Origin of the sequence: Alitiscatomonas sp. (assembly GCF_037242085.1) — a bacterium.
Classification (GTDB): domain Bacteria; phylum Bacillota; class Clostridia; order Lachnospirales; family Lachnospiraceae; genus Alitiscatomonas; species Alitiscatomonas aceti.
The window spans coordinates 18,214-44,937 of the sequence record NZ_JAXXBR010000042.1; the positions used below are offsets into that span (position 1 = coordinate 18,214).

The window sequence follows — 26,724 nt, forward strand, 5'->3', positions numbered from 1 at the left end:
CGGTAAATTGGAATAAAACATAATGAGAAAAGTCGCAGCAGGAGGTTGGAATGATCCATTGGATCCATACGATGGTCTGGGGGCCGGGGATGCTGGTTTTATTCCTGGCTGTGGGGATCCTTTATACGATCCGGTTAAGAGGTTTTGTGTTTTGGGGTTTCCCCCGGTGGTGGAAAAATACGGCCGGGAGCCTGTGGAAAACTCCGGAAAAGACAGGGACCAATGAGGAAAACATGCAGGGCGGGGATGCGGCCGGGGGAATGTCGCCGTTCCAGTCGGCGTGTACGGCCCTGGCAGCTACCATCGGTACAGGGAACATAGCCGGGGTGGCCACGGCCCTTTTATCAGGAGGGCCGGGGGCCATATTCTGGATGTGGGTATCTGCCTTTCTGGGCATGGCCACGGCCTATGGTGAAACGGTGCTGGGGATCCGTTACCGGAAGAGGGACCGGAGCGGAGGCTGGGTGGCCGGCCCCATGCTCTATATGGAACGGGGCCTTGGCTGCCGGTGGGCCGGGCTTCTTTACGCCGGGCTCTGCGCGGCGGCCTCCTTTGGTATGGGCAGCATGGTCCAGGCCAATGCAATTTCTGAGACCCTTGAGTTCTCTTTTTCCATGCCGCCGGTCCTCATTGGGGGCCTTCTGGTGCTTTTAAGCGGAAGGATCATGGCCGGGGGAGCCGTGGCCATAGCGGGAGCCGCGGAAAAGATGGTCCCGGTGTCGGCAGGGATCTATATGGCGGCTTCGGCGGCGGTGCTGTTTTTGTTCCGGGAAAATATTCCCTCTGCCTTTGGGATGATCTTCCAGGATGCGTTTTCGTTCCGGAGTGCCGCCGGAGGCGCGGTGGGGCTCCTGGCCAGCAAAAGCGTCCAGTACGGGATCGCCCGGGGCGTTTTTTCCAACGAGGCGGGACTGGGAAGCCTGGCGGTCCTCAACGGGGCAGCAGAAGGCGATCCAGGCGTCCAGGGCCAGTGGGCGATCTTTGAGGTGTTCTTTGACACGGTCGTGAGCTGCACCCTTACGGCGGTGGTGATCCTCTGTGCCATGGGCGGAGAGCTTCCGGCCTTTTCCGGAAACGGGGCAGAGCTGACAGGGATCTGCTTTTCCAGGGGCCTGGGGAACCTGGGCGGATATACAGTGTCCATGTGCGTGGCCCTGTTTGCCTTTGCCACCATCATCGCCTGGTATTATATGGGGCGGCAGGCGGCCTCGTACCTGGGGGAGGCGGTCGGAAAAGATCTGGTCCGGATCTATACGGCCGGATATCTGGCCGCCGTATTCCTTGGAAGCCTTGGCCCCATGGAGCTGGTCTGGGAGGTTTCGGACGTGCTCAACGGATGTATGGCAGTGCCGAACCTGGCGGCGCTGGTGCTGTTATCCGGGAAGGTGGGCTCTCCGGGGCGGGCCGGGAAGGAGCTCTGACTGCCGTCTGGCGGTATGGAAGGGATCCGGCAGGAGAAGAGGGCTCCGGCGGGCCGGAGCAGAAAGAAAAAGACATGAAAAAAGCACCCCGCCAGGTGCTTTTTTCAACAAAATGATTATTTGAAAAAGGGAGGAGAGCTGATATTTTCTATCAGCCCGAGTATTATGAAAAAAATCTTATAAGCAGCATCGCATCGGATGTTTATCTGTTTATGGTTATATGATATCCTGTAAAGATGAAGAAATCATGTGTATTGTGTAAAAGAATTTTGAAAAGAATTTGAACATTTTATGAACGGTAGTGGATAATTAAAACTTCATTCAAAAAAACGTAAGAGAAAAGTCCCGGGGATGAAAGGTTTTTCTGGTAAAATAGGGCTGTAAAGAGGAGAGACTGCATTTCTGTTTTATCAGAAAAGGAGGAAGCTGTTATGAAAAAAAGAGTTGCTCTGATCGCGGCGGGCTGTATTGCGGCGGGAAGCGTCCTGCTTTCGGGCTGCGCCACGGAGGTGAAGGCCACGGTTCCGGATGTGATCCAGGTGCAGAACCTGGAGGAGGATAGGAAGATCTCCTTAAGCACGTCGGAAACGGTAAAGGTAGCGCCGGACATGGCCCGGATCGTCTATGGGATCGCCACGGAGGATGCGGACGCAGAAAAATGCCAGCAGGCCAATGCGGAAAAGCTCAACGGGCTTCTGGAATATTTAAAGGGCCAGGGAGTGGCAGAAACGTCCATTGCCACCTCGGACTTTTCCCTGAACCCCATGTATGACTGGAGCGGGAATACGAGAAAGCTGGTGGGCTATGAGATGCGGACCCAGGTGGAGGTATCGGATGTGGCCCTGGACCAGGTTGGGAGCCTGCTGAGCCAGGGAGTGGCGGCCGGAGCCAATGAGATCCAGTCCATTTCCTACTATTCCAGCACCTATGACGAGGCCTACGCCGACGCTCTGGCACGGGCAGTGGAGCTGGCAAAGACCCGGGCATCTGTCCTGGCAGAGGCCAGCGGCCAGGAGCTGGGATACGTTATAAACATTGAGGAATACGGAGACCGCCAGGAGGGCCGGTATGTGACCTCCAATATGTCCATGAAGAGCGCGCCAGGGGCCGGAGCCGCAGAAGAGGCGGTCGTGGATATGGGCGTCATGCCGGGCGAGATGGAGGTGACAGCCAGCATCCGCATCGAGTTTGCCCTGCTTCCAAAGCAATAAAGGTATGGACATCCGGCAGCGTGTCCTGTATAATATCAGATAGAAATGGGGGATGTCTTCATGGCATCCCCGGTTTTATTACAGGAAAAGGAGATTGTCAATGAAAAATCCAGTAGTTACCATCGAAATGATGAACGGAGACATCATAAAGGCAGAGCTTTACCCGGAGGTGGCTCCCAATACAGTCAACAACTTTTTAAGCCTGGTGAACAAGGGCTTTTATAACGGCCTGATCTTCCACCGGGTCATCAAGGGCTTTATGATCCAGGGAGGCTGCCCCGACGGCAACGGCATGGGCGGCCCGGGCTACTGCATCAAGGGCGAGTTTTCCCACAACGGCTTCCAGAACGATCTGGCCCATACGCCGGGCGTTTTATCCATGGCCAGGGCTATGAACCCTAACTCTGCCGGTTCCCAGTTCTTCATCATGCATGAAGCGGCTCCGTACTTAAACGGAGAGTACGCGGCTTTCGGCCAGGTGATCGAGGGAATGGACGTGGTCAATACGATCGCCGAGGTCCGCACCGATTACAGCGACCGTCCCATGAAGGAGCAGAAGATCAAATCCATTACGGCTGAAACCTTTGGGGAAACGTATCCGGAACCGGAAAAATGCTGATCCGGGAGTAATATTTATGAGGGAGATCCGATATGCAGCAGTGAACGGGAAAGAGATCCCGGTTCTGATCTCCGATGAAAACGAGGCTCTTCTGGCCGCCAGGGCGGCTGGAGGAGCCATTGTTGGATTATGGAGCGGCGAGGGACGGGGAACGGCGGCTCCCTATGCGGTGGAAGCGCTTTCGGACGTGACGGAGGAATTTCTGGAGCGGGCTGCAAGACGCCATCTGGGACTTCCCTGGAGGATCTGCGAGACCAGGCGGCTCCTGGTGCGGGAGATGACCGGCGATGATTTTGACGAGGTGTGGGCCAACCAGGTGGGCCGCGGCTTCGGCTCTGTGGAGGAGCTGGAGGCGTATACGAAGCACCAGTATACATTTTATGAGTTCGGCTTCTGGGCCCTGGTGGAAAAGGAGACAGGGGATCTGATCGGCGTGGCGGGGCTTAAGGTGCCGGAGGAGGACGGGAAGGAAGAACGGGAGCTGGTGAAGCTGGAGCTTTTTAACGGCCGGGAGAACGCCGGGGACGGAGAGGTGGTCCTGGAGCTGGGCTACCATATTTTCCCCGCATACCGCCGCCGGGGCTATGGACTGGAAAGCTGTGCCGGGATCCTGGAATATGGCCGCCGGGAGCTGGAGGCGGACCGGTTCCTGGTGCGGATCCGGAAGGAAAACGTCCCCTCCCTGGTCCTGGCAGAAAAGCTGGGCTTCCGGGAAAAATAAGCCGTTGGGCCAGATATAAATTTTATATGGAAAGCTCTTGTCAAATAAGGGCTTTATCCGGTATACTGATTATTGTATACAAGAAACAGAAAAAATACAAGCGGGTGATGGAAATGCTGGATCGTTTGGAATTAAAGGCCTATGGAAAGATCAATCTGGGTCTGGATGTGGTGAGAAAACGGGAGGACGGCTATCATGAGGTGCGGATGATCATGCAGACCGTACACCTCCATGACCGGATCGTGATGGAGAAGACAAAGGAACCGGGGATCCGCACGGAAACGAACCTTCCCTATGTGCCGGACGGAGAGGGGAACCTGGCCTGGAGGGCCGCAAAGCTTTTAATGGATGAATTCGGCCTGTCAGAGGGCGTGGATATAAAGATCCGGAAATGCATTCCCGTGGCCGCCGGTATGGCGGGAGGGAGCACCGACGCGGCGGCAGTCCTGGTGGGCATGAACCGGCTGTTCGGCCTGGGCCTTGGAAAAAAAGAGCTGATGCGGCGGGGAGTGAAGCTGGGAGCGGATATCCCCTACTGTATCCTTAGAGGGACCGCCCTGTCGGAGGGGATCGGGGAGATCCTTACGGAGCTTCCCCCAGCTCCTCAGTGCCATGTGGTGCTGGCAAAGCCCCAGATCTCCGTGTCCACAAAGGCGGTATATGAAAAGCTGCGGGTGGATGCCCTGGGACCGGAGGCCCACCCGGATATCGACGGTATGGCGGCGGCCATCCGGGCAGGCAGCCTGGACGGCGTTACAGCCCGTCTGGGAAATGTGCTGGAAACGGTCACGATCCCGGATCATCCGGAGATCGGCGCCATTAAGCGGATCATGCTGGAGCACGGGGCGGAGGGGGCGCTCATGAGCGGCAGCGGCCCCACGGTATTTGGGATCTTTAAGGACAGGGAAGAGGCAGACGCGGTCTGCGGGATCCTCAGAGAGACAGACAACGGACGGTTGACCCGACAGGTCTATTTGACCAGATTTTTTAACAAAAAACCAGCCAGATAGAAGGAGAAGGCCAATGACAAGCAACTTTGATGTGAAGATGGATGAATATCTGCCCCTGCGGGATGTGGTGTTCAAGACGCTGCGCCAGGCGATCCTAAAGGGAGAGCTGGAGCCGGGAGAGCGGCTCATGGAGATCCAGCTGGCGGAGCGCTTAGGCGTCAGCAGGACTCCGATCCGGGAGGCGATCCGGAAGCTGGAGCTGGAGGGCCTGGTCCTTATGATCCCCCGGAAGGGAGCCGAGGTGGCCAGGATCTCTGAAAACAATCTGCGGGACGTGCTGGAGGTGCGCCGGACCCTGGAGGAGCTGGCGGTGGATCTGGCCTGCCAGAGGATGACGGAGGACGAGCTGGAGGAGCTGAAAAAAACACAGGAATTGTTTGCCCAGGCCATCCGGGAGGGAGACGCCATGCGGATCGCCCAGACCGATGAAAGGTATCATGAGATCATTTACGGCAGTACAAAAAATGAAAAGCTGGTGCAGATCCTAAACAACCTGCGGGAGCAGATGTACCGCTACCGCCTGGAATATATCAAGGATGAGGACAAGCGGCATATTCTCCTGGTGGAGCATGACCAGATCCTAAAGGCCCTGAGCCTGCGCCATGTCCACGAGGCGAAGATCGCGATCCGGGAGCATATTGATAATCAGGAGATCACCATCCTGAAGAACCTGAAGGAGCAGGAAAATGACGTTCAAAGAAAAGTATCTGGCCGGAGAAATCCGGTTTGAGGAGATCGACGATTACATTGAGATATGGAATAACAGCGACGACGAGCGGACGCTGGCACAGTTTCTGGGGCTTAGCGCAGACGAGGAAGACGTCTGGATCGATGACAGCGACGAGGCCTTAAAGGCCATGCTGGACCAGGAGCGCTGCCAGTCTTAGTCCGCAGGCAAAGGAAAAGAAAGGGGTATGGGAAAATGAAGACAGTAACACTGGGAAGAACAGGGATCACAGTCAGCAAGAACGGGTTCGGTGCGCTGCCGATCCAGAGGATCACAAGGGATGAGGCCGCAAAGCTCTTAAGGAAGGCATATGACGGCGGCATCACGCTGTTTGATACAGCCAGGGCTTACTCTGACAGTGAGGAGAAGATCGGCTATGCCATGAGTGATATCCGGAACCATATCTACATCACCACCAAGACCGCAGCCCAGAACGCAGAGGAATTCTGGAAGGACCTGGAGACCAGCCTGACACTCCTTAAAACGGATCATGTGGACGTGTACCAGTTCCATAACCCGTCCTTCTGCCCGAGGCCGGGGGATGAAAGCGGCCTTTATGAGGCGGCCTTAAAGGCCAGGGAGCAGGGAAAGATCCGTTTCATCGGCATCACCAACCACCGGCTGGCTGTGGCTCATGAGGCCATTGACAGCGGCCTTTATGATACCCTCCAGTTCCCGTTCTGCTATCTGTGCAGCGAAAAGGATGTGGAGCTGGTGGAGGACTGTAAGAAGAACAACATCGGCTTCATCGCCATGAAGGCCCTGTCCGGCGGACTGATCACCAACTCTGCCGCCGCCTATGCCTTTGAGGACCAGTACGACAACGTGCTTCCCATCTGGGGCGTCCAGAGGGAGAATGAGCTGGATGAATTTTTAAGCTATATGGAACATCCGCCGGTGATGAACGACGAGATCCGGGCTCTCATCGAGGCGGACAGAAAACAACTGTACGGAAGCTTCTGCCGGGGCTGCGGCTACTGTATGCCGTGTCCGGTGGGGATCGAGATCAATAACTGCGCCCGGATGTCCCTGCTGCTGCGCCGTTCTCCGTCCGAAGGCCATCTGTCCCCCGAGGGCCAGGCAAAGATGATGAAGATCAAGGACTGCCTCCACTGTAACCAGTGCATGAGCAAATGTCCCTATGGCCTCAATACGCCGGAGCTTTTACAGAGGAACCTGAAGGACTATGAGGAGGTCCTGGCCGGGAAGGTCATGACTCCCACCAACTTCTAAACAGGCAGAGAGCCGGGAAAAACGCTGGGAACAGCCTTTTCCGGCTCCTGGTCATATAGAAAGAGGGCCGCTGCCAGTCTGCAGCGGCCCTCTGGGCTTTCCGCCCTTCATCATCCTTCAATGGCGATGTAATTGGGTGTTTCCACCTTCTTCTGCTCCTCCTCTTTGGGAACAGACAGGGAAAGGATCCCGTTTTCAAATCTGGCTGTGATATCCTCCTGCTTTACGTTCTCACCCACGTAGAAGCTCCGGCTCATGGCTCCGGCGTACCGTTCACGGCGGATATAGCGGCCTTCCTTATCCTTTTCGTCCTTATCCAGGCCCTTGGAGGCGCTTATGGTCAGACAGCCGTCCTTTAACTCAGCATGGATCTCATCCTTCTTAAAGCCCGGAAGATCAATGTCGATCACATACCGGCCATCCGCTTCTTTAATATCGGTCTTCATGACTCTGGAGGCGTTCTTTCCGTACAGCGGACTGCGTTTTCCAAAGAATTCATCGTTAAAGGAATCCATCATTTCATCAAATAAGTTTTCACCAAAGATACTGGGCATCAGCATAAATCATTCCTCCATTCTATATGTCAATTTACTGCTGGTCACAAATAAGTTTCTGGAACCGGAGGAGGCAGGAACCAGACCAGACATTTGAAGTCCTTTTTCTGTTTTCTATTTCGTCTCCTTTGTTCTATCTGTAATATATCACGCATTATTAGCACTGTCAAGAGGTGAGTGCTAATTATTTTGTGAAAAAAGTATGAAGTCAGCTGACCATGACGGCCCGTGATCCTTCAGGCATTTGACATCCCGCTTCCGGGACCGTATAATATTTCCATAAGAAAAGAGGAGGACCGATTATGCCAGATATAAGAGAGATCACAGATCTGTCGGCTCCGGAGCTGGACATTTATGCCAGGCTCTCTGAGGGCCAGCTGCTTCACTATTACGAACCGGATACGGGCCTTTTTATTGCTGAAAGCCCCAAGGTCATCAGCCGGGCCCTGGATGCCGGATATGAGCCGGTGTCCCTTTTAATGGAGCCGGAGCATGTGGAGGGAGAAGCCAGAGAGGTGGTCTCCCGGTGCGGCGGTATCCCCGTCTATACGGCAGAGGCCAGGATCCTTACGGAGCTTACGGGTTTTCAGCTGACCAGGGGCGTCCTCTGCGCCATGCGGCGGCGGAGGCTGCCGGATGCGGCTTCCCTCTGCGCTGGGGCCAGACGGGTGGCGGTCCTGGAAAACGTCATGAATCCCACCAATGTGGGGGCCATTTTCCGGTCTGCGGCCGCCCTGGGCATGGACGCGGTGCTCCTGACGCCGGGATGCAGCGATCCCCTGTACCGGCGGGCCGCACGGGTCAGCATGGGCACAGTGTTCCAGGTGCCCTGGACTTTTTTTGACCGGCAGCAGTGTCCGTGGCCGGAGAGGGGGATGGAGGTCTTAAGGGAGCTGGGGTTTAAGACGGCCGCCATGGCCTTAAAAAAAGATTCGGTGAGCATCGGCGATCCGGCCCTCCTGGCAGAGGAGCGGCTGGCGGTGGTGCTGGGGACCGAGGGAGACGGTCTGGCGGCGGAGACCATTGCAGACTGCGACTATACGGTGATGATCCCCATGGCCCACGGGGTGGATTCTCTCAATGTGGCGGCGGCGTCAGCCGTGGCCTTCTGGGAGCTGGGGAAAAGATAAGGAGGTGGGGCGATGACCGAAATGGAGCTGAGAGAGGAGATCCGTCGTTATGAGCCCTTCAATGAACAGGAACGGGAGGATAAGAAGGAGATCCTGCGGCAGATGGAACAGGCAGACAATATCCTGACCAGGGACAACCGGAACGCCCATATCACGGTCTCTGCATGGATCATGGACAGGGACCGGAAAAAGGTCCTGATGGCATACCACAATCTTTACCAGTCGTGGGCATGGCTTGGGGGCCATGCAGACGGGGACGCCGATCTGAAGGCGGTGGCGCTGAAGGAGATCCGGGAGGAAAGCGGGCTGGAATCCGTCCGGTTCGTGACAGAGGATATTTTCTCCCTGGAGATCCTTACGGTTGACGGCCACGAAAAACGGGGAAGCTATGTGCCGTCGCATCTGCATCTGAACGTGACCTATCTGCTGGAGGCGGACCCAGAGCTTCCGCTGCGGATCAAGGAGGACGAAAACAGTGAGATCGGGTGGATCGGTGTGGAAGAAATCGAAAGAAGATCCACGGAAAAATGGTTTGTGGAACGGATCTACTCCAAATTATGCAAGAAGGCCCAGAGCCTGAGGAATGGAAAGCTGGCGATTCCGGAATGAACGATTAAGAGGGAACGCCTGGAAAAATTTCAGCTTTGTGACAAGATCACGGAAAATTTCCAGAAAAACGGTTATGATAAGAACATAAAGAAAAACATCAACCCAGGGAGGGCGGATATATGAGATTAAAGGATAAGGTTGCTATCATAACCGGCGGAAGCCGCGGGATCGGCTTTGCCACAGCAGAAAGATTTTTACAGGAGGGCGCCAAGGTCATTATCACAGCCAGCTCCGAGGAGAATGCGAAGAAAAGCGCAGCCCGCTTAAAGGAGCTGTATCCGGATTCCGTGGTGGACGGGATCAGTCCCAACCTTTCCAGCCTGGAATCGGTACGGAAGGAATTTAAGAAGGTAACAGAAAAATACGGCTGCGTGGATATCCTGGTGAACAATGCAGGAGTCTCCGAAAGCACGCCCTTTACGGAATACACGGAAGAGACATACGACCGTGTCATGGATCTGAACGTGAAGGGGATCTTCACAGCCACCCGGGCGGCCAGCGAATGTATGATCGCCAAGGGAAGCGGAGTGATCCTTTCCACCTCGTCCATGGTCAGTATTTCCGGCCAGGCCAGCGGTCTGGCATACCCCACCTCTAAGTTTGCCGTCAACGGACTTACAGTATCCCTGGCCCGGGAGCTGGGCCCCAGGGGGATCCGCGTCAACGCGGTGGCCCCGGGGATCACGGAGACGGATATGATGAAGGCGGTGCCAAAAGAGGTGATGGATCCGCTGGTGCGGCAGATCCCCCTGCGCCGTCTGGGCAAGCCCGAGGACATTGCCAACGCCTTCGTGTTCCTGGCCTCAGAGGAAGCGTCCTACATCACAGGCGTGGTCTTAAGCGTGGACGGAATGGCAAGATCATAAGCAAAATAAAAAAGGCCGGTCCCGGTCCGGAAACCCTGATCTGTGGTTTCCAGAGCCGGAACCGGCTTTTTTTCGCTGCAAATGCGGCCCGCCGCAGGCGGAGAAGCCCGAAAGCGGGCTTCTTTTATGTATAGTTATGAAGCGGCAGCGGGAGCCGTCTTTTCGGAATTATGCCTGGAGGCGAAGTAGGCCCGCAGGGAGTTTACGACGATGATCAGGCCTAAGAGCATTAAAAGGATGGCGATGATCAGCTGGAGTCCCTCCACCATGAAGGTGGCGGAGCCGGAGGCAAAGGCAGTTACCAGCGCTTTGGTCCTCTGTACCAGGGCAGTGGTGGTGACGCAGAGCATGATGGCCAGCGGCGGGAACAGCATCTTGTTGCTGCGGCCAGTGACCTTCATGAATACGCACAGGGTCACCAGGACCAGGGCAGATAATAACTGGTTGGCAGATCCGAACAGCGGCCAGATGTTGGAATATCCGATCCGGGTCAGGACAAAGCCGAAGAACAGGGTCAGCAGGGTGGAAACGTATTTGTTGCAGATGAACTTTCTCCAGCCTTCGGCGTGCTCCATGTCATCCACAGAGAACAGCTCCTGTAAGCTCATACGGCCGATCCTGGCAACGGCGTCCAGGCTTGTGAGGGCCAGGGCGGAAACACACATGGTCATGAAGCACTGGGCAATGTACATGGGAACGCCGAACATCTGGAAGAAGCCTGCCACGCCGCTTGAGAAGATCTGGAACGGAGTTCCAGCAGCGGGAGTTCCGTCGGCTCCGGCGGCAGCGCCTGCCACACAGAGGGCCAGTACGGCTAAAAGGCTTTCCAGGACCATGGCTCCGTAGCCCACCTTTAACATATCCTTTTCGTTGGCCACGGTCTTTGAGGACGTGCCGGAGGATACCAGGCTGTGGAAGCCGGAAACAGCTCCGCAGGCAACGGTGACGAACAGGATCGGGAACATGTCTCCCAGCTTTTCATTATGGAAGCCGGTGTACATGGGCAGGTTCATGGACGGATGGGCCACGAAAAGCCCCAGCACGGCTCCGGCGATCATGCCGATGAACATATAGGTGGTCATGATGTCACGGGGCTGCTTTAAAAGCCACATGGGAAGGACTGCTGCAAAAAAGATATAAATAAAGGTAATGTAGGTCCAGGCCTCTTTTCCGGCGGTGATGGGGGCCATCATTCCAAGAGCCAGGGCAGCCACGGTGCAGGCAAGGCCCAGGATCGTCTCCTTCCAGCCGGTAAAATGGAGGCGTGTCTGCAATACGCCGAACAGCATGGCGAAGGCGATAAATAATAAGGAAATGGTCCCGGCTGCGCCGTTGGTCTTTGCCGCTGCGGACAGGCTGGTCACGCCGTCCACGGTCTGGTAGGCATTGAAGGTCCCGGCCACCATGTCGGCAAAGGCTGCGATCACCAGCCAGGTGAAGAGCCAGCAGAATACCAGGAACAGCTTCCGGCCCAGCCTGCCGATGTATTTTTCGATCAGAAGTCCCATGGACTTACCATCATTTTTTACGCTCACATAAAGAGCACCGAAGTCTGTGACGGCTCCAAAGAAGACGCCGCCAATGAGGATCCATAAAAGAACGGGGACCCATCCGAAAACGGCCGCCTGGATGGCTCCGGTCACAGGGCCGGCTCCGGCGATGGAGGAAAACTGATGGCTGAAAACGGTCCAGCCGTCTGTGGGGACGTAGTCCTGTCCGTCCGCGTGAACGACTGCCGGTGTTTTGGCTTTCGGGTCGATGCCCCATTTCTTTGCAAGAAAGCGGCCATACAGCACATAGGCGGAGGCCAGGCAGATCGCGGAGATGAGGACGATTACAAGTGTGTTCATAATTATTCTCTCCTTGTTAGTATTTATAAGTACATACTATAATCCTGTAAAGAGATAAAGTCAATAAATCTGGTGAAGAACATGAGAAAATCGTCGTTTTTATGGTAAAATGATGAAAAACTGTTGGAAATTTATATAAATTTAATAATGTTTATAAAAAAGATATAATGTATAAATATACTAGATATAACCAAAGGGAATAGTAATAACAAAAGAAAAAACCAGTCCGCAGAATCCATATAAATCATAGAATAATTTTTGGTTTTTTGTGCATAATATTCAAGTATATAAAATTTTAACAAATTCGTTTGGAATTTAACAAGAACTGTGCTATAATGCATTTCGTTGCACAAATACAAAAAAGAAAAGGAAGGTTACACAATGGAAAATTCTAAGAAAATGACCTGGTATACCTTAGCCTTTATGGCGTTTTCCACAGTTTGGGGATTCGGAAACGTTCTGAATGGCTTCGTATACTTTAACGGTATCCAGGTTATCTTCAGCTGGGTAATGATGTTTGCCCTTTACTTTGTTCCCTACGCGCTCATGGTTGGTGAGCTGGGCTCCGCTTTCAAGAACTCCGGCGGCGGCGTAAGCTCCTGGATCCACGAAACCATCAGCCCGAAATTTGCATATTATGCCGGCTGGACCTACTGGGCATGCCACGTTACTTATATCGCAAGTAAGGGCAGCGGCGGATTAAAGGCTTTAAGCTGGATGGTATTCCAGAACGGAACTACCTACGATACATTCCCGACCATTGCTGTACAGTTAGCGACTCTGGCAGTTCTCCTGTTCTTCAGCTGGGTAGCAAGCCGCGGCTTAAACCCGCTTAAGAAGCTGGCTACCATTGCCGGAACCAGTATGTTCGTAATGTCCATCCTGTACATCCTTATGATGTTTGCCGCTCCGGTGATCAATCCCAACGCAGAGTATGTGACAATGGAATTCACCAAAGAGGCGCTGATCCCGAAGTTCAACGTGGGTTACTTCACTTCCCTGTCCATCCTGGTATTCGCAGTGGGCGGATGTGAGAAGATCTCCCCGTATGTAAATAAGGTAAAGGATCCGTCCAAGGGATTCCCGAAGGGTATGATCGCTCTGGCCGTTATGGTCATGGTATGTGCGATCCTGGGAACCATCGCCATGGGCAAGATGTTCGATCCGACCATCATCAACGAGAGCAAGGAAAGCTTCAACTCCTACGTTTCCAACGGCTCCTACTGGGCATTCCAGAAGTTAGGTGAGTACTACGGCGTAGGCAACGCTCTGCTGATCATCTACGCAGCCTGCAACGCCATCGGACAGTTCTCCACTCTTGTTTTAAGTATCGACGCTCCGCTTCGTATGCTTCTTGACAACGAGGATGCAAGACAGTTCGTTCCCACCAAGCTGTTAAAGAAGAACGACAAGGGCGCATACATCAACGGTATCTGGATGGTTGTGGCTCTTTCCGGAAGTATCATCCTGATCCAGTCCTTCGTACCGGGCGCAGCTGCTGTATTAACACAGTTAAATAAGCTGAACTCCGTAACCATGCCGCTCCGTTACCTGTGGGTATTTGCCGCTTACATTGCCTTAAGAAAGGCTGCCGGCAAGTTCCATCCGGAGTACCGCTTCGTGAAGAACCAGGGCATCGCTCTGACCGCAGGCGTATGGTGCTTCTTCGTAACGGCTGCATGCTGTCTCCTTGGTATGTATGTGGAAGGCGATATGGCCTCCACAGCCTTAAACGTGATCACTCCCTTCGTTCTTACTGCTCTGGGACTGATCCTTCCGGAGATCAAGAAGAGAGAAAAAACAAACGCTTAACTGGAAATAAAATAACTTGTATTGTGCGTATCCGGCAGCTGGCCCATCCTGGACTGGCTGCCGGTTTTTCCTATATATTTTTGGGGATAGATATGATAAAATAGGGTCCATGGAAACAGCTGCGGCAGTCAGAAAAAGGAGGGGAGCCTGTGGATATACAGAAGGATGACCGGAAGGCGTGTGGAAAAGAGCAGACCGGGGACAGAGACTGGAAGGTGACCTTTGAAGGGGGCTTTTACGGCCAGAGGGGCCGCCGGGGGATCGAGATCCCGGTGGGAAAGACGTTTTCCTGGGGGAAGGAGATCTGGCATGTTCCGGCGGTGTACCAGTGCGGAAAGGGGCTGGTGGCAGATATCTTTGCGGAGATCGACCCGGAACGGGTGAAGGCCTTTTTAGAACGGTACCGGGATCTGGAGGAGGACAGGCTGACGGAGGAGGAGCAGGAGCGGATCCAGCAGGAAAGTCCTCTGGAAACGGGCTTCCAGCCGGAGATCGTACTGAACGGAAGGAAGCTTCGGGGAGTGGAGGGAAACGGGCTCTGCTGGCTCCCGGAATCCTGCCGGGAAATGGATGCCGGGGCTCTGAACGATGGGCCGGCAGAAGAATATCCGGAACTGGATAATGACGGGGATCCGGTGGAGGAGTACCCGGCGGCAGACCCGTATGAAGAGGAGCGGAGGCTCCTGGAGCATTACGGACTGGATCCGGCGAAGGCCTGGTCCATGAACCGCTGGAGCTTTTCCTGGGCTACAAAGCGGCCGCCAAAGCTCCGGTCCCTGAGCCTTACCATGAAGCGGGACCGGGTCTGTATTCCAGGCATCCGCTTTACAGTCCGGGGGCCGGGAGACCAGATCCCCTTTATCCATCCCTCCACAGGAGAGCGTCATGTGCTGACGGTCCTGGAATACCAGGAGGAGGAGATGGACCGGAAGGCCTTTGAAGCGCCGGAGGATATGGAACAGGAAGAGAGACGGAGGCTTTTCCGGCGTATGGGGGAGTGGGAGTATCCCACCCACCTGACGGCCATGACCTACGCCGTAAGCCCAGAGATTTCCAGGAGAGAGCTGCAGATCCGGGACTGCGGCGGCGACCGTCCCCGGAGGATCCTGCCCAGGGAGCCGGAGGACCGGTTCCTTCCGGAGGCGAAGGATGATGCGTGCGTCATGGCAGGAGCCAGCGCCATCGGGATCATCGGCGGAGCCGACGGGCCCACCGCCATTTTCATGGCGGGGAAGGGAGAGCCGTGCGGCACCTTTTCCTCCCTGTATTTTGAACCGGGAAAGCCGGTGGAATGGCGGATGCGGTTTTATGAGCAGCGGGTGGAGGATCTGGAAGTGAAGCTTTTATAAAAGAAGGGCGGGGAACAGTCAGTGCTGTTTCCCGCTCTTTCTGCTGTCAAAGTATGGAAAGCTGTCGATGGCGTCTAAGATATCCTTAAAATCATCTCTGGGAGCCAGGCGGATGTAGGCCTTTAAGATCTCCTGCTCCCGGGACCGGAAGGGGCCGTAAAAGATATCGTACAGGTTGTGGCCCCGCAGATGGATGCGGATCTCCTCCATATGGTCCTTCATATCCTCCGGGGAAGTGAAGTCCCGGCCCAGGGCCTTTATGAGCTTCTGGCCGCTGGTGAGCCGGTGGAGATATTCCCGCCATTTTTTGTACAGGGTCTCGTAAAAGGCTTCCTGGCTCTCCACAATGCCCAACTGTGCCATGATCTCCGGGTTAAAGAAGTAGTTTTCAAAGGAATAATATTTCAGGATCAGCACGTTCCTTCTGGTGACTCTGGGGAGCCGGTCCACGTCCTCGGCATTCCGCGCGTCATAATACCGGCAGAGTTGCCCCGCCAGCTCCTCCGGATCCTTTCCATCCCCGTCCCGGATCATCAGGAACTGGTCCCGGATATAGACCTGGTTCATATATTTTAAATTGGCGTAGGTCTTGATGTTGGTACAGCTGTTGGTGGTGATGATGGAAATGCGGGAGAGCCGTCCCTCCTGGTCCCGGATCTCAGAGTAGTAGTTTTCCAGCAGCAGGGGAAGCCGGGACTTATCCTGCTTTCCTTCCACAATAAAAACGAAGCTCACGTTCATCAGATCGCTGGCCCCGTAGCCCAGATCGTCCAGGATCCGGCCCAGATCGGTCTTTTCCCGGATCACGGAATACATGTCGTCGTCCAGGACCACCTGGCGGATCTGGCGGGCCGTGAAATTAAACAGAAGATCCGGCGAATGGGTCTGGAAGATCACCTGGTTTTTTAAGGAAAGGCGGTACAGGATCTCACAGCACATTTTCTGGAGCTGGGGATGGAGAAAGATCTCCGGGTCCTCCACCAGGATGATGCTGGGGATCCGGTCCGGCTCGGCCACATACGTTTCCAGGAGAGACAGCATATAGATGCTCCGCATGCCTTTGCCCAGGTATTCCACCGGAGTCTCTGTCCCCCTTTTTTCATTGCAGGCTGTGACCGTAACGGAAAACATCTGGTCTGTGTCACAGTTTATGGAGCAGCGGATCTCTTCATAGCCGCCGTTTTTTAGGAAGTTTTCACTGAGCTTTTTGGAAAAGCTGCTGAAATTCAGCTGATAGATCTTATATTCCAGGAGCCTGGCAGTCTCCACGGCGGAAAGCTCCGCAGGCTTTTTCTGGTCGATGAGGCCGATACAGCGGAAGCAGTGGCTGCAGGCCTTGGCAGGATCGAAGATACAGGAGCCGGAGCGGAGCTTTCTAAGCTGCCGGTCTTCCTGGAACATGAGAAGGTCGTTCTGGAGCTGTCTTAAGTCCCGGTCGGCAGTGATCCGGTAGATCCTGGGGAGGATCATGGGGATATAGGGATTGTTTTTCCGGGAAATATCTTCGTAGCGGACCTTTCCGTCTTTATTTACATGGAAGGTAAAGCAAAGCTCTCCCTGGGAGAAGGAGGGAAGCCGTTCGCCGAAGACCCGCCTCCACACCTCGTACCGCCGGTACTGGCTGACGATGCCCATACGGTGGAACAGGGCCAGATCCTCGCCGCTGATGGAAAAGGAGGCGTCGATGCGGATGGCCTGTTCCCTTTCGTTAAAATCGGTCTCCTGGACCTGGTAGCAGCCGCAGACGGCGCAGACTGCGTCCAGGATCGAGGTCTTCCCTGTATTATTCTTTCCCACCAGGATCAGGGCCCGGTCAATGTCCCGGATCTCCATGTCCCGGATGGACTTGAAATTGTGGATGTGAAGATAAGTCAGCTGCATGCTCCGCCCTCCCTGTAAAAGTTCTTCCTTTTGCCCCTAGTATAATCCAGCCGGAGGCCCATGGCAATAGAAAACGTCTGCGTCGTGGGGCAGTCTGCCAGATAATTTGGAAAAAATCAAAAAAAGGGTTGACATTTGCTTTAAAGTGGCATAGAATACAGACACAGAAATAAGAGAAACCGATGAGAAAGAGGAGTAAGCCTTCTTCTGATATCACAGAGAGCTGCAGGCGGTGGGATTGCAGTATGGAAGGGATCGCTGAATGGACTTTCGAGGGCGGCCTGAAATGAAAAGAGTAGGAGCTGCCGGGAACCAAACCCGTTATCAATGAGGGATGCATGGTAGTGCATTGAAAGTGGACATTTATGTCAATTTGAGTGGTACCGCGATTATAAACGATTATAACCGTCTCAAGCGAAAGGGCTTGAGGCGGTTTTTGTGTTATAGGAACATGGGTTCCATGACATAAAAACGTTCCGCGAGGATCGTCATGGGGCGGAAGAGGATTCTGCCGCAGACGCGTACCGCCGCTGGTTTCCCGTTTCTGAAATGCGAAAAAATTTAAGAGCATGGAGGAGAAAGACTATGAAGAAAAAAATGATGAGCGCAGTGATGGCAGCAGCAGTGACAGCGGCACTTTTAGGAGGCTGTGGGGGGAAGGAAACGTCAGGCAGCCCAGAGGCCAGTGGGGCGAAGGCAGAAGAAACAACGGCCCAGGGCTCAAAGGAGACAAAAGAGGAGAAGACCGGCGGGGCCGGAGAAAATACAGAAGCTGGAAACGCAGACGGCGGGGAATATACCGTGGCCGTTGTAAAGCAGATGGACCACGCGTCCCTGGACGAGATCGCCGCTGCCGTCTGTGAGGAGCTGGATGCCTTGGCAGAAAAGAACGGAGTTTCCATCCAGTATGAGGTATATTCCGGCCAGGGAGACCAGTCGGTGCTGACCCAGATCGGGACCCAGGTGATCTCCGAGCAGGTGGATGCGGTGATCCCCATTGCCACCCTGGCAGCCCAGGTCATGGCCACCTGTGCTGAGGATACGAAGACCCCGGTGGTCTATGCGGCCATCTCCGATCCGGAGGCAGCGGAAATGACGGACATTGATTATGTGACCGGAACCTCAGACGCCTTGAATACAAAGTTCATCCTGGATATGATGCTGGCCCAGGATCCGGAGGTGAAAAAGGTCGGACTCCTTTATTCCTTATCGGAGGATAACTCCAAAACGCCCATCGCTGAGGCAAAGGCGTATCTGGAGGAAAAGGGGATCGGATACACAGAGAAAACGGCCAATACCAACGACGAGGTGATCACAGCGGCCAGCGCCCTGATCGCAGAGGACGTGGACGCCATCTTTACACCCACCGACAACGTGATCATGTCCGCAGAGCTGGCGATCTATGAGAGCCTGGCCGAGGCAGGGATCCCCCACTACACCGGGGCCGACTCCTTCGTAAGGAACGGCGCCTTTGCCACCTGCGGCGTCAACTACACAGACCTGGGCCATGAGACGGCGGACCTGGCTTATACGGCCATGACAGAGGGCATGGATTCCCTGGAGGACTTTTATCTGGCCGAGGGCGGGATCATCACTGTGAACACCGAAACAGCCCAGGTCCTGGGAGTCGATTATTCCGTATTTAAGGACATGGGAACTCTGGTGGAGGTAGGCACCACAGAGGATTAAAGAAAGCGGCTGCCGGGGGCCTGTACAGAATGGGCGCAGGCTCCCAGGCAGAAAATAAAGAGTATGGAAGGATGGGAAAGATATGCTTTATGTGGTTCAGACAGCCCTGGAGCTGGGATTTATGTATGCCCTGGTGGCCATGGCCCTGTTTTTAAGCTACCGGATCCTGGATATCGCAGATATGACCACAGACAGTGGATTCGTTTTGGGAGCAGCCGTATCGGTGACCTGCGCGGCGGCCGGCCATCCGGTGCTGGCGGTTTTTGCAGCCATGGCGGCGGGAGCCTGCGCCGGTTATGTGACAGCGTTTTTGCAGACCAGGATGGGCGTACCGTCGATCCTGGCCGGGATCATCACCAATACGGGGCTCTACACCGTGAATCTCATGGTCATGGGCTGGAGCTCCAATGTGAGCCTCTTAAAGCAGGATACCATGTTCACACTGTTCCGGGACCTGGGGATCGGAGGCGGATTTTATAAGCTGATCCTGGCGGGCGGCATCACCATGTTTGCCGGAGCCGCCCTGGTATGGTTTCTGGGCACCCGGCTGGGCTTAAGCATCCGCGCCACCGGAGACAACCGGGATATGGTGCGGGCGTCGTCGGTGAACCCGGTGTTTACCATTACTGTGGGACTCTGTATCTCCAACGCCTTAACGGCCCTTTCGGGAGCTGTGGTGGGACAGTACCAGAAATCGGCGGATATCAACAGCGGAGCCGGGATCGTGGTCATCGGCCTGGCCTGCCTCATCATCGGAGAGACTGTACTGGGCCGCCGCTCCATGGGAAGAAACGTGGCGGCAGCTGTGACCGGGAGCATTCTGTACCGCTTCCTTTATGCCATGATCCTTAAGACCTCCATCGTTCCCATCGAGTGCCTGAAGCTGGTGACAGCGGTGGTGGTGGCCCTGGCCATTGCCTCCCCGTCCTTAAGAGAGTGGGCAGGACTTCAGAAAAAGAAAGCGGAAGCGAAGAAAAGGAGGGGACAGTCATGCTAAAGCTGGACCATATCAGAAAGACCTTTAATCCGGGGACGGTCAACGAAAAGGCAGCCATCCGGGATCTGTCCCTCCATCTGGAGCCGGGAGATTTTGCCACGGTCATCGGCTCCAACGGCGCGGGCAAGTCCACCATGTTCGCAGCCATTGCCGGGAGCTTTATTACGGATTCCGGTTCCATCACCTTAAACGGAAAGGACATTACCTTTGCGCCCGAGTACCAGAGGAGCCGCGTCATCGGCCGTCTCTTCCAGGACCCCTTAAAGGGAACGGCTCCCCATATGACCATTGAGGAAAACCTGTCCCTGGCGTATCTGCGGGCGTCCAGAGGAAGCATTCCCTTCAGCCGGATCTCAAAAAAGGATAAAGAATTTTTCAGAGAGCAGCTTTCCATGCTGGACATGGGGCTGGAGGACCGGATGAAGCAGCCGGTGGGCCTTTTATCCGGCGGCCAGCGCCAGGCCCTGACCCTTCTTATGGCCACCATGGTGCCCCCGCTTTTACTGCTGTTGGATGAGCACACGGCAGCCCTGGATCCGGCCACGGCGGAAAAGGTGCTGGAGCTGACGAAAAAGATCGTGGCAAAAAACCATACCACCTGTCTGATGGTCACCCACAATATGCAGCAGGCCCTGACCATGGGAAACCGGACGCTGATGATGGACGATGGCCGGATCGTGTTCGATGTGAAGGGAGAGGAGCGGTCCCGCATGACTGTGCCGGATCTTCTGGAGAAGTTCCGTATCGGAGCCGGGAAGGAGCTTGATAACGACCGGATCCTTTTGTCGGCGGAGGACTGATCCTGCCGGAATGCATTGGGATCTATATAAAATCCGACCGGTGGGAGCCATGCTGTCCAATACGGTGACGCCCGACGGCTATACGGTCGGAAGCGACGGGGCGTGGATCTAAACAGATGAAAATATAGGAAACCGGCGCGGGGGCTGCGGCCTTTCGCGCCGGTTCCTGCTTACAGGTTTAGGTGGCGGAGCGGACGGGGCTGTGGTATACTTTTATCATGGAATACAGGAGCTGAGGGCAGCAGCAGAGCAGCGCCTGTGGGAGGAACCGGAAGATCTTACCGGAGCGATCCGGAAATATAAAAGGGAGGAAACACCTATGACAGAACAGGAAATGAAAGCGCGTATCGAAAGAAGCAGGGAACTGATCGACTGGTCCAGGGAGGAATACCACAGTCGGATCAGACCTTAAAAAAGCCCCAGCCGCCTCTGGTGAAGGCGCCCATGACGGAAAACACCATGGAGCTTCCGAAAAACTTCGGGGATCTGCCCATGGACAAGAGCTTTTTACGGATCCTCCACGACCGGAGGAGCAACCGGGTATTTACCGGCGGCTCCATGGATCTTCTGACCCTGTCCTTTCTTTTGTGGGCCCAGCAGGGGATCCGGGGCATCCGCGGGAACAATTACGCCACTCTGCGGACCGTGCCCAGCGCCGGTTCCAGGCATCCCTTTGAGTGCTATCCGCTGATCCTCAATGTGGAGGGTTTGGAGCCAGGGCTTTATCATTACCTTCCCATGGAGCACAGGCTGGAGTTTTTAAAGTCTGCGGACATAAAGGACGAGGCCTTTGCAGACCGGGTGGTCCAGTCGGTGAGCCGCCAGAAATGGGTCTTAAAGTCCAGTGTGATCTTTTATTACAGCATCGTGCCCTACCGCGGCGAATGGAGATACGCCTTTAATGCGCCCAGGGTCATGATGATCGACGCCGGCCATGTGACAGAAAACCTGTATCTGGCCTGCAGCGCCTTAGATCTGGGGACCTGTGCCATTGCGGCCATGGATTCTCCGGCGGCCTCAGAGATGTTCGGCCTGGACGGAAAGGAAGAATATATTTTCTACTGTGCGCCTGTTGGGACCGTGTCGGAGGAAAACGAGGCTGCGGAGCAGGCCTTTTATGCATTTTTAAAAGAAAAATAATGGAAAGCACGCAGATACGAAAGAAAAGATCCTGTAAAGGGTACACTCTGGTGGAGCTGATGGCCGTCATCGCCATTATGGCGGCGCTGGCGGCGGTCTCCGCCGGAATTTACTCCGGCTATGTGGAACGGGCCAGGGAGGCAGAGCTGTATGAAACGGCGGAGCAGATCAAAAATGCCCTGGCCATATGTGAGGCCCAGTATGGAGAAGCCGGAGGCTCGGACGCGTCGGTGTTCTGGAGCGAGGCATTTTTGGCGCCGCCCAATCATCGGGACAGCGTCCTGTATCCCTATGTGGGAGCAATGACAGAGGACTGTACCGGCTATTCCCTGAAGATAAAGCGGAATGGGGAAGGGCGGTATTTTATTGCTGGTTTTACGTATTCCACGGAAGAATATGAGGTCACATGGAAGAAAAATGATGGGATCACGGTGAAAAAACGGGGGAAATCTTAAAAATTCATTAAAAAAATATAAAATTCTCCTTGCTAAATGAAATGAATACGGGTATAATGTGGAAGATTTAGGCAAAAATAAGATTGAGGAGAAGCGACATGGAGAATCAAAAGAAAACCACCAATTCACTTGCCAGAAGAATGGGAATTTCTCTCATCTGCGGTCTTGCGGCCGGTCTTCTGCTGATGATGTTAAGAGAGAACCTGAACAGCTCCGGCCAGGAGGCCGTCTGGAAGACCATCAACAGTATCCTGTTCCAGGATATCACAGCCGCAGGCGCGGAAAAAGACCTGGGACTTTTTTATATCCTGGGCCAGCTGTTCATCCGCTCGCTGCAGCTTGTGATCGTACCTATGGTATTTACATCCATTACCCTTGCCATTGGCCAGATCTCTGATACGAGAGCCCTTGGAAGGATTTCCTTTAAGACCATCGGCGGATTCCTGGTATGCTCGGCAATGGCCCTGGTCCTGGCATGCGGAGCCGGATATATGATTTACAGCGCCGGCCTTTTTAACATCCAGGTGGATGGTCTGGAGGGACAGGCCGGATCCACCGGTGCCAATCCGTTAAATGTGATCTTAAGCGTGGTGCCGTCCAACGTTGCGGCGACCTTTTCCAGCAATACCTCTGTACTGGCCATTGTATTTCTGGCCGTAACCCTGGGACTGTGCATGAATGCCCTGGGAGAGGAAAGGACCTCTGTATTAAAGAAGCTGATCACAGAGATCAACGACATTGTCGTGGTATTTTTAAACTATGTGGTTACGAAGTTCGGTCCCATTGCCATTTTTGTCCTGCTGTCCAGGACCTTCGCCATCTATGGCATCCACCATCTGAAGCCGGCCATGACGTATGTGGTGGCAACGACCCTTCTTTTGCTGGCCTTCCTGTTTGTGGGATATCCGCTGTTCGTGGCAGCCAGCACCAGGTTAAATCCGTTTAAGTTTGCCAGCAAGATCTTAAAGGTGGCAGTTTTCGGCTTTTCCACTTCATCCAGTGCGGCTACCCTGCCTCTCAATGTGAAGACTACGGTGGAGGAGCTGGGCGTGGACGAAAAGATCGCCTCTTTCGTTCTCCCGCTGGGAATGACCATCAATATGAACGGTACGGCCATCATGCAGGTGGTTGCGACTCTGTTTGTCGCCGGCTGCGCCGGATATGACGTGACCTTTGGCCAGCTTGTGGTGGTGGCTCTGCTGGTGCTGATCGCATCGGTGGGGACCCCGGCTGCACCGGGAGCGGGAGCCATCATCCTGTTCACGATCCTGTCCGGCCTGGGCTATGTAAATGACAGCGCGCTTCTGGCGTACAGCCTGATCTTAGCCATCAACCGGCCCATCGAAATGCTCTTAACAGCTTTAAACGTGGTGGGAGATTCTGCCGCCAGCATCTATGTTGCGAAATCGGAAGGGATGCTGGACGAAACGAAATATAATGCATAGATAGAAAAAGAAGGGCGCCGCCTGGTCACTGGTATGGGATCGGGCGGCATCCTTTTTTAAATTTATTTGTTTCTTGATATAATTTCAGTTATACTAATAGATATAAGAAGTGATGCCGTAATATTGGCGATGCAATAAGATGTATTCCAGCAGAGAAAATAGTGGAAAGGATGCATGATCATATGGAAGGAACTGGAATCAGGCAGCAGGTGGTTGATGAAATACGGAGCCTGGCCCAAAAATATGAAGTGAGAAAAGTGATTTTATTCGGTTCAAGGGCCCGGGGAGATTTCAGAGAAAAAAGTGATATAGATCTGGCAGTCGAGGGCGGCGATTTTATCCGGTTTTCCATTGATGTGAATGAAGATACATCAACGCTTTTGAAGTTTGATATAGTTGATCTGGATGAAAAGATCCAGGAGGAACTGATGGAATCGATTCAGAGAGAGGGAAGGGTGCTGTATGAAAAAATTTGATCATTTTAAATCAAATTTGAATGTGCTGGCGTTGGCGGATCAGGAGGACCTGACAAATGAGTTTATTATTGGCGGGATCATAGATAAATTTTTTATTCAGTTCGAGCTTGGCTGGAAGGTTCTGAAAGAGCTGCTGAGCTATGAGGGACAGAGCATTTCCGCCAGCGGCTCACCTAAAATGATATTAAAAACAGCATTTACTATATATGATTTTATCGACGAAAATGTCTGGCTGGAAATGCTGAGAGCGAGAAATGACATGACGCATATTTATGACGCATTGGCGGCCAGACGTTTAGTTGACGCAGTTTTGCAGCGGTATATCCCGGAGTTTCAAAAAATGAAAGAGGGGATCGAATCCTTTTATAAGGATGAAATAGATAATATGTAGAAAACGGCTGTCTATGCAGATAAAATCGTCTGCCGCGATTTTACCTGGAATTTACAAATCTATTACCAGAATACGGTTGACGGAGGGCCCAAAATCCTGTATGTTGGAGAGGTGACGAGAAGAGAGAAGAAAAGAAGAGATAAGAGGAGAAAAGAATTGACGTATAAGGACATCCGGGAGAACAGAGAGGTTCTCGCATATTTGAAAAAAGGAAATGATAATCTTGGGACCATGGGCTTTACGGACCACTCCGGAGCCCACTGCGCCATGGTGGCGGAGCGGGCGGCCATGATCCTTGAAAAATTTGGATACAGCGAGCATGACCGGGAGGTGGCGAAGATCGCCGGTTTCATGCACGATATGGGAAACGCCATCAACCGGCACCGCCATGCAGAATACGGCGCGCTTCTGGCTGAGCAGATCTTATCCAGAACGGACCTGCCCCTGGAGGACCGGGTCACGGTGGTGTCCGCCATTGGAAATCATGACGAATCCACCGGAGGGGCCGTGGACGCCATTTCGGCGGCTCTGATCATTGCGGATAAGACCGACGTAAGAAGAAACCGTGTAAGGAATAAGGACAAGGCCAGCTTTGATATCCATGACCGGGTCAATTATGCGGTCACTGAGGCAAGCCTTACGGTGTGCCCGGAGAAAAATCTGGTGACACTGGACCTGCAGATCGACGAAAATATCTGCTCCATGCTGGAGTATTTTGAGATCTTCTTAGAGAGGATGCTCATGTGCCGCAGAGCTTCGGAGATGCTGGGCGCCAAGTTTAAGATGACGGCCAATGGAAGCAAGATCGTTTAAGGCGGAAGGCCCGCCAGAAAACGACGGCTGAAAACAGGAGGAATATGGAGTTTTATTTTGCCCCCATGGAGGGGATCACCAGTTACACATACAGAAATCTGCATCATAGATTTTTCGGCGGGGTGGAAAAGTATTACACCCCGTTTTTGTCGCCCAGCGCGGAAAACGGCCTGAGCACAAGGGAGTTAAAGGACGTGCTGCCGGAAAATAACGGGGAGATCCGTCCGGTGCCCCAGCTTCTGGTCAATCATCCGGAGGGCTTCCTGAAGGGAGCCAGGCTTTTGCGGGACCTGGGGTACCGGGAGATCAATCTGAATCTGGGCTGTCCGTCGGGAACTGTGACGGCCAAGAAGAAGGGCTCGGGGCTTTTGATGTATCCGGAGGAGCTGGACGCGCTTTTAGACAGGATCTTTTCGGATCCCATGGTGACGGGCGGGGAGATCCTGGTGTCTGTAAAGACCAGGATCGGAAAAAATTCCCCGGAGGAATGGCCGCAGCTCATGGAGATCTATAACCGGTATCCCATTTATGAGCTGACCATCCACCCCAGGATCCAGAAGGACTTTTATAAGAACCACCCGGATCTGGAGGTGTTTTCCAGCGCCCTGGAGGCCAGTAAAAATCCAGTGGTATATAACGGGGATATTTTTACCGCGGCAGATTACAGACGGTTCCGGGAGCAGTTTCCGACGGTGGAACGGATCATGCTGGGCCGGGGGCTCATCATGGATCCGGAGCTGGGAGAGAAGCTTTTAAAAATAGAAGCGGAAGAAATCGGTATGGACGGGACCTGTAAAGGGACGGAGGACGGCCCGGATCTGGCCCGCTTAAGACAGTTCCATGACGCTCTTTTTGAGGCCTACGGGGAGCTGATGAGCGGGGACAGGAACGTGCTGTTCCGCATGAAGGAGCTGTGGGCCCATATGATCGTCCAGTTTCCCGACAGCCCGAAGCTGGAAAAGAGGATCAAGAAATCCACACGCCTTTCAGAATATACGGAGGCGGTGAATGAGCTTTTTAAGGAGGCAGGTCATGGACTATAAGGAACAGATGAAACAGGCCAATGAAAACAATGCGTTTATGATCCATAACGGCGTCCGGGCCGTGGAGCTTTCAGAGACGGCGGCGCGGGTGGAGATGGATCCGGAAAAGACATCCCTGAATTCCATGGGCGGCGTCCATGCGGGACTGATGTTTCTGATGGCGGAGGCGGCTGCGGGGCTTCTGGTGAGAAACGACGGAAGAACGTGTGTGACCATCGATTCCTCCTTCCGGTTCCTGCGCTCTGCCGGTCTGTCAGAGCCTTTGTATGCGGAGGCCAGGGTCACAAAAAGGGGACGGACCGTGTCCTTCTGCCATTCCGGCGTTTATGGAAGGGATTCCGGGAAGCTGTTTGCAGAGGGGGATTTTACGTTCTTCTGCCAGGAATAAGGAGGATGCTCCCGCCGTTCCCGCCGGACCGCGCGTTTTCCTGCGCGCCATGGGGAGGCTGTGAAGAGACCGGGGGGCCAGAACGGGGTCCCGG

General features: G+C 54.2%; 28 protein-coding genes and 1 other annotated feature. Of the genes, 25 read left to right on the top strand and 3 right to left on the bottom strand.

Going from position 1 to position 26,724, the window contains the following annotated elements; translation table 11 throughout:
* Positions 1 to 50: 50 nt before the first annotated feature.
* The 8 genes from WIH05_RS02350 (at position 51) to WIH05_RS02385 (ending at position 6,942) form a co-directional block, all read left to right on the top strand.
* Entirely contained in the window at positions 51 to 1,421 is a 1,371-nt protein-coding gene (locus WIH05_RS02350; RefSeq protein ID WP_022274680.1) for an amino acid carrier protein, read from the top strand.
* A 431-nt stretch (positions 1,422 to 1,852) separates the two neighbouring features.
* Positions 1,853 to 2,632, top strand: coding sequence for an SIMPL domain-containing protein (locus tag WIH05_RS02355; protein WP_337424920.1), 780 nt, complete (start codon positions 1,853 to 1,855; stop codon positions 2,630 to 2,632).
* Positions 2,633 to 2,732: 100 nt separating this feature from the next.
* Complete coding sequence (locus tag WIH05_RS02360; RefSeq protein WP_022274679.1) at positions 2,733 to 3,251, top strand: peptidylprolyl isomerase; 519 nt, start codon at positions 2,733 to 2,735, stop codon at positions 3,249 to 3,251.
* Positions 3,252 to 3,267: 16 nt separating this feature from the next.
* Positions 3,268 to 3,972, top strand: a complete 705-nt coding sequence (locus WIH05_RS02365; protein ID WP_022274678.1) for a GNAT family N-acetyltransferase — start codon at positions 3,268 to 3,270, stop codon at positions 3,970 to 3,972.
* A gap of 113 nt (positions 3,973 to 4,085) precedes the next feature.
* Entirely contained in the window at positions 4,086 to 4,982 is an 897-nt protein-coding gene (gene ispE / locus WIH05_RS02370) for a 4-(cytidine 5'-diphospho)-2-C-methyl-D-erythritol kinase (protein WP_158359046.1), read from the top strand.
* 13 nt (positions 4,983 to 4,995) lie between these two features.
* A complete protein-coding gene (locus WIH05_RS02375) occupies positions 4,996 to 5,712 on the top strand; it encodes a GntR family transcriptional regulator (RefSeq protein WP_022274459.1) in 717 nt (238 codons plus the stop codon).
* Positions 5,669 to 5,869, top strand: a complete 201-nt coding sequence (locus WIH05_RS02380; protein ID WP_022274460.1) for a hypothetical protein — start codon at positions 5,669 to 5,671, stop codon at positions 5,867 to 5,869. The genes WIH05_RS02375 and WIH05_RS02380 overlap by 44 nt, the downstream gene beginning before the upstream one ends.
* A 35-nt stretch (positions 5,870 to 5,904) precedes the next feature.
* Positions 5,905 to 6,942: an aldo/keto reductase gene (locus WIH05_RS02385; protein WP_022274461.1), complete on the top strand. Its 1,038-nt coding sequence runs from the start codon at positions 5,905 to 5,907 to the stop codon at positions 6,940 to 6,942.
* Positions 6,943 to 7,052: 110 nt separating this feature from the next.
* On the opposite strand, the gene WIH05_RS02390 is transcribed toward WIH05_RS02385, so the two are convergent.
* Complete coding sequence (locus WIH05_RS02390; protein ID WP_022274462.1) at positions 7,053 to 7,502, bottom strand: Hsp20/alpha crystallin family protein; 450 nt, start codon at positions 7,500 to 7,502, stop codon at positions 7,053 to 7,055.
* 296 nt (positions 7,503 to 7,798) lie between these two features.
* Here WIH05_RS02390 and WIH05_RS02395 point away from each other — a divergent pair, with 296 nt between their 5' ends.
* The 3 genes from WIH05_RS02395 to WIH05_RS02405 all read left to right on the top strand — a co-directional run bounded on the left by WIH05_RS02395 (position 7,799) and on the right by WIH05_RS02405 (position 10,101).
* The gene (locus tag WIH05_RS02395) at positions 7,799 to 8,626 is read left to right on the top strand and encodes an RNA methyltransferase (RefSeq protein WP_158359041.1); all 828 of its coding nucleotides are present in this window, start codon (positions 7,799 to 7,801) and stop codon (positions 8,624 to 8,626) included.
* A 12-nt stretch (positions 8,627 to 8,638) separates the two neighbouring features.
* A complete protein-coding gene (locus WIH05_RS02400) occupies positions 8,639 to 9,235 on the top strand; it encodes an NUDIX hydrolase (protein WP_022274463.1) in 597 nt (198 codons plus the stop codon).
* Positions 9,236 to 9,354: 119 nt separating this feature from the next.
* A complete protein-coding gene (locus WIH05_RS02405) occupies positions 9,355 to 10,101 on the top strand; it encodes a 3-oxoacyl-ACP reductase family protein (RefSeq protein ID WP_022274464.1) in 747 nt (248 codons plus the stop codon).
* A 134-nt stretch (positions 10,102 to 10,235) separates the two neighbouring features.
* Here the strand turns inward: WIH05_RS02405 and WIH05_RS02410 are convergent, their stop codons facing one another.
* On the bottom strand, positions 10,236 to 11,951 hold the full coding sequence (locus tag WIH05_RS02410; RefSeq protein WP_022274465.1) for a carbon starvation CstA family protein: 1,716 nt from the start codon (positions 11,949 to 11,951) through the stop codon (positions 10,236 to 10,238).
* 381 nt (positions 11,952 to 12,332) lie between these two features.
* Between WIH05_RS02410 and WIH05_RS02415 the strand changes: the two genes are divergently transcribed.
* The gene (locus WIH05_RS02415) at positions 12,333 to 13,763 is read left to right on the top strand and encodes an amino acid permease (RefSeq protein WP_022274466.1); all 1,431 of its coding nucleotides are present in this window, start codon (positions 12,333 to 12,335) and stop codon (positions 13,761 to 13,763) included.
* A gap of 149 nt (positions 13,764 to 13,912) precedes the next feature.
* Positions 13,913 to 15,112: a hypothetical protein gene (locus WIH05_RS02420; protein ID WP_337424922.1), complete on the top strand. Its 1,200-nt coding sequence runs from the start codon at positions 13,913 to 13,915 to the stop codon at positions 15,110 to 15,112.
* An 18-nt stretch (positions 15,113 to 15,130) separates the two neighbouring features.
* Here the strand turns inward: WIH05_RS02420 and WIH05_RS02425 are convergent, their stop codons facing one another.
* A complete protein-coding gene (locus WIH05_RS02425) occupies positions 15,131 to 16,993 on the bottom strand; it encodes an AAA family ATPase (protein WP_022274467.1) in 1,863 nt (620 codons plus the stop codon).
* Positions 16,994 to 17,166: 173 nt separating this feature from the next.
* Positions 17,167 to 17,409: a binding site (T-box leader), on the top strand.
* Between the two features lie 169 nt (positions 17,410 to 17,578).
* Here WIH05_RS02425 and WIH05_RS02430 point away from each other — a divergent pair.
* The 12 genes from WIH05_RS02430 to WIH05_RS02485 all read left to right on the top strand — a co-directional run bounded on the left by WIH05_RS02430 (position 17,579) and on the right by WIH05_RS02485 (position 26,630).
* Positions 17,579 to 18,682 (top strand): ABC transporter substrate-binding protein, encoded by a 1,104-nt coding sequence (locus WIH05_RS02430; protein ID WP_337424923.1) that lies wholly within the window; start codon positions 17,579 to 17,581, stop codon positions 18,680 to 18,682.
* A gap of 82 nt (positions 18,683 to 18,764) precedes the next feature.
* Positions 18,765 to 19,679, top strand: a complete 915-nt coding sequence (locus WIH05_RS02435) for a branched-chain amino acid ABC transporter permease (protein WP_022274469.1) — start codon at positions 18,765 to 18,767, stop codon at positions 19,677 to 19,679.
* On the top strand, positions 19,673 to 20,479 hold the full coding sequence (locus WIH05_RS02440; RefSeq protein WP_022274470.1) for an ATP-binding cassette domain-containing protein: 807 nt from the start codon (positions 19,673 to 19,675) through the stop codon (positions 20,477 to 20,479). Before WIH05_RS02435 ends, WIH05_RS02440 begins: the two co-directional genes overlap by 7 nt.
* Before the next feature lie 10 nt (positions 20,480 to 20,489).
* Positions 20,490 to 20,591 carry a hypothetical protein gene (locus WIH05_RS02445; protein WP_262563093.1) on the top strand — a complete coding sequence of 34 codons (102 nt, stop codon included), beginning with the start codon at positions 20,490 to 20,492 and terminating at the stop codon, positions 20,589 to 20,591.
* A gap of 332 nt (positions 20,592 to 20,923) precedes the next feature.
* Positions 20,924 to 21,619 (top strand): SagB/ThcOx family dehydrogenase, encoded by a 696-nt coding sequence (locus WIH05_RS02450; protein ID WP_337424924.1) that lies wholly within the window; start codon positions 20,924 to 20,926, stop codon positions 21,617 to 21,619.
* Positions 21,619 to 22,074, top strand: coding sequence for a type II secretion system protein (locus tag WIH05_RS02455; RefSeq protein WP_022274472.1), 456 nt, complete (start codon positions 21,619 to 21,621; stop codon positions 22,072 to 22,074). Before WIH05_RS02450 ends, WIH05_RS02455 begins: the two co-directional genes overlap by 1 nt.
* Positions 22,075 to 22,172: 98 nt before the next feature.
* Complete coding sequence (locus tag WIH05_RS02460; protein WP_022274473.1) at positions 22,173 to 23,519, top strand: dicarboxylate/amino acid:cation symporter; 1,347 nt, start codon at positions 22,173 to 22,175, stop codon at positions 23,517 to 23,519.
* A 182-nt stretch (positions 23,520 to 23,701) separates the two neighbouring features.
* The gene (locus WIH05_RS02465; protein ID WP_022274474.1) at positions 23,702 to 23,995 is read left to right on the top strand and encodes a nucleotidyltransferase domain-containing protein; all 294 of its coding nucleotides are present in this window, start codon (positions 23,702 to 23,704) and stop codon (positions 23,993 to 23,995) included.
* Complete coding sequence (locus tag WIH05_RS02470) at positions 23,982 to 24,386, top strand: HI0074 family nucleotidyltransferase substrate-binding subunit (protein WP_022274475.1); 405 nt, start codon at positions 23,982 to 23,984, stop codon at positions 24,384 to 24,386. Before WIH05_RS02465 ends, WIH05_RS02470 begins: the two co-directional genes overlap by 14 nt.
* 156 nt (positions 24,387 to 24,542) lie before the next feature.
* A complete protein-coding gene (locus WIH05_RS02475; protein ID WP_022274476.1) occupies positions 24,543 to 25,199 on the top strand; it encodes an HD domain-containing protein in 657 nt (218 codons plus the stop codon).
* Between the two features lie 44 nt (positions 25,200 to 25,243).
* Positions 25,244 to 26,242, top strand: a complete 999-nt coding sequence (locus WIH05_RS02480) for a tRNA-dihydrouridine synthase family protein (protein ID WP_022274477.1) — start codon at positions 25,244 to 25,246, stop codon at positions 26,240 to 26,242.
* Positions 26,232 to 26,630: a PaaI family thioesterase gene (locus tag WIH05_RS02485; protein WP_022274478.1), complete on the top strand. Its 399-nt coding sequence runs from the start codon at positions 26,232 to 26,234 to the stop codon at positions 26,628 to 26,630. The genes WIH05_RS02480 and WIH05_RS02485 overlap by 11 nt, the downstream gene beginning before the upstream one ends.
* The last annotated feature ends 94 nt before the right edge of the window (positions 26,631 to 26,724 follow it).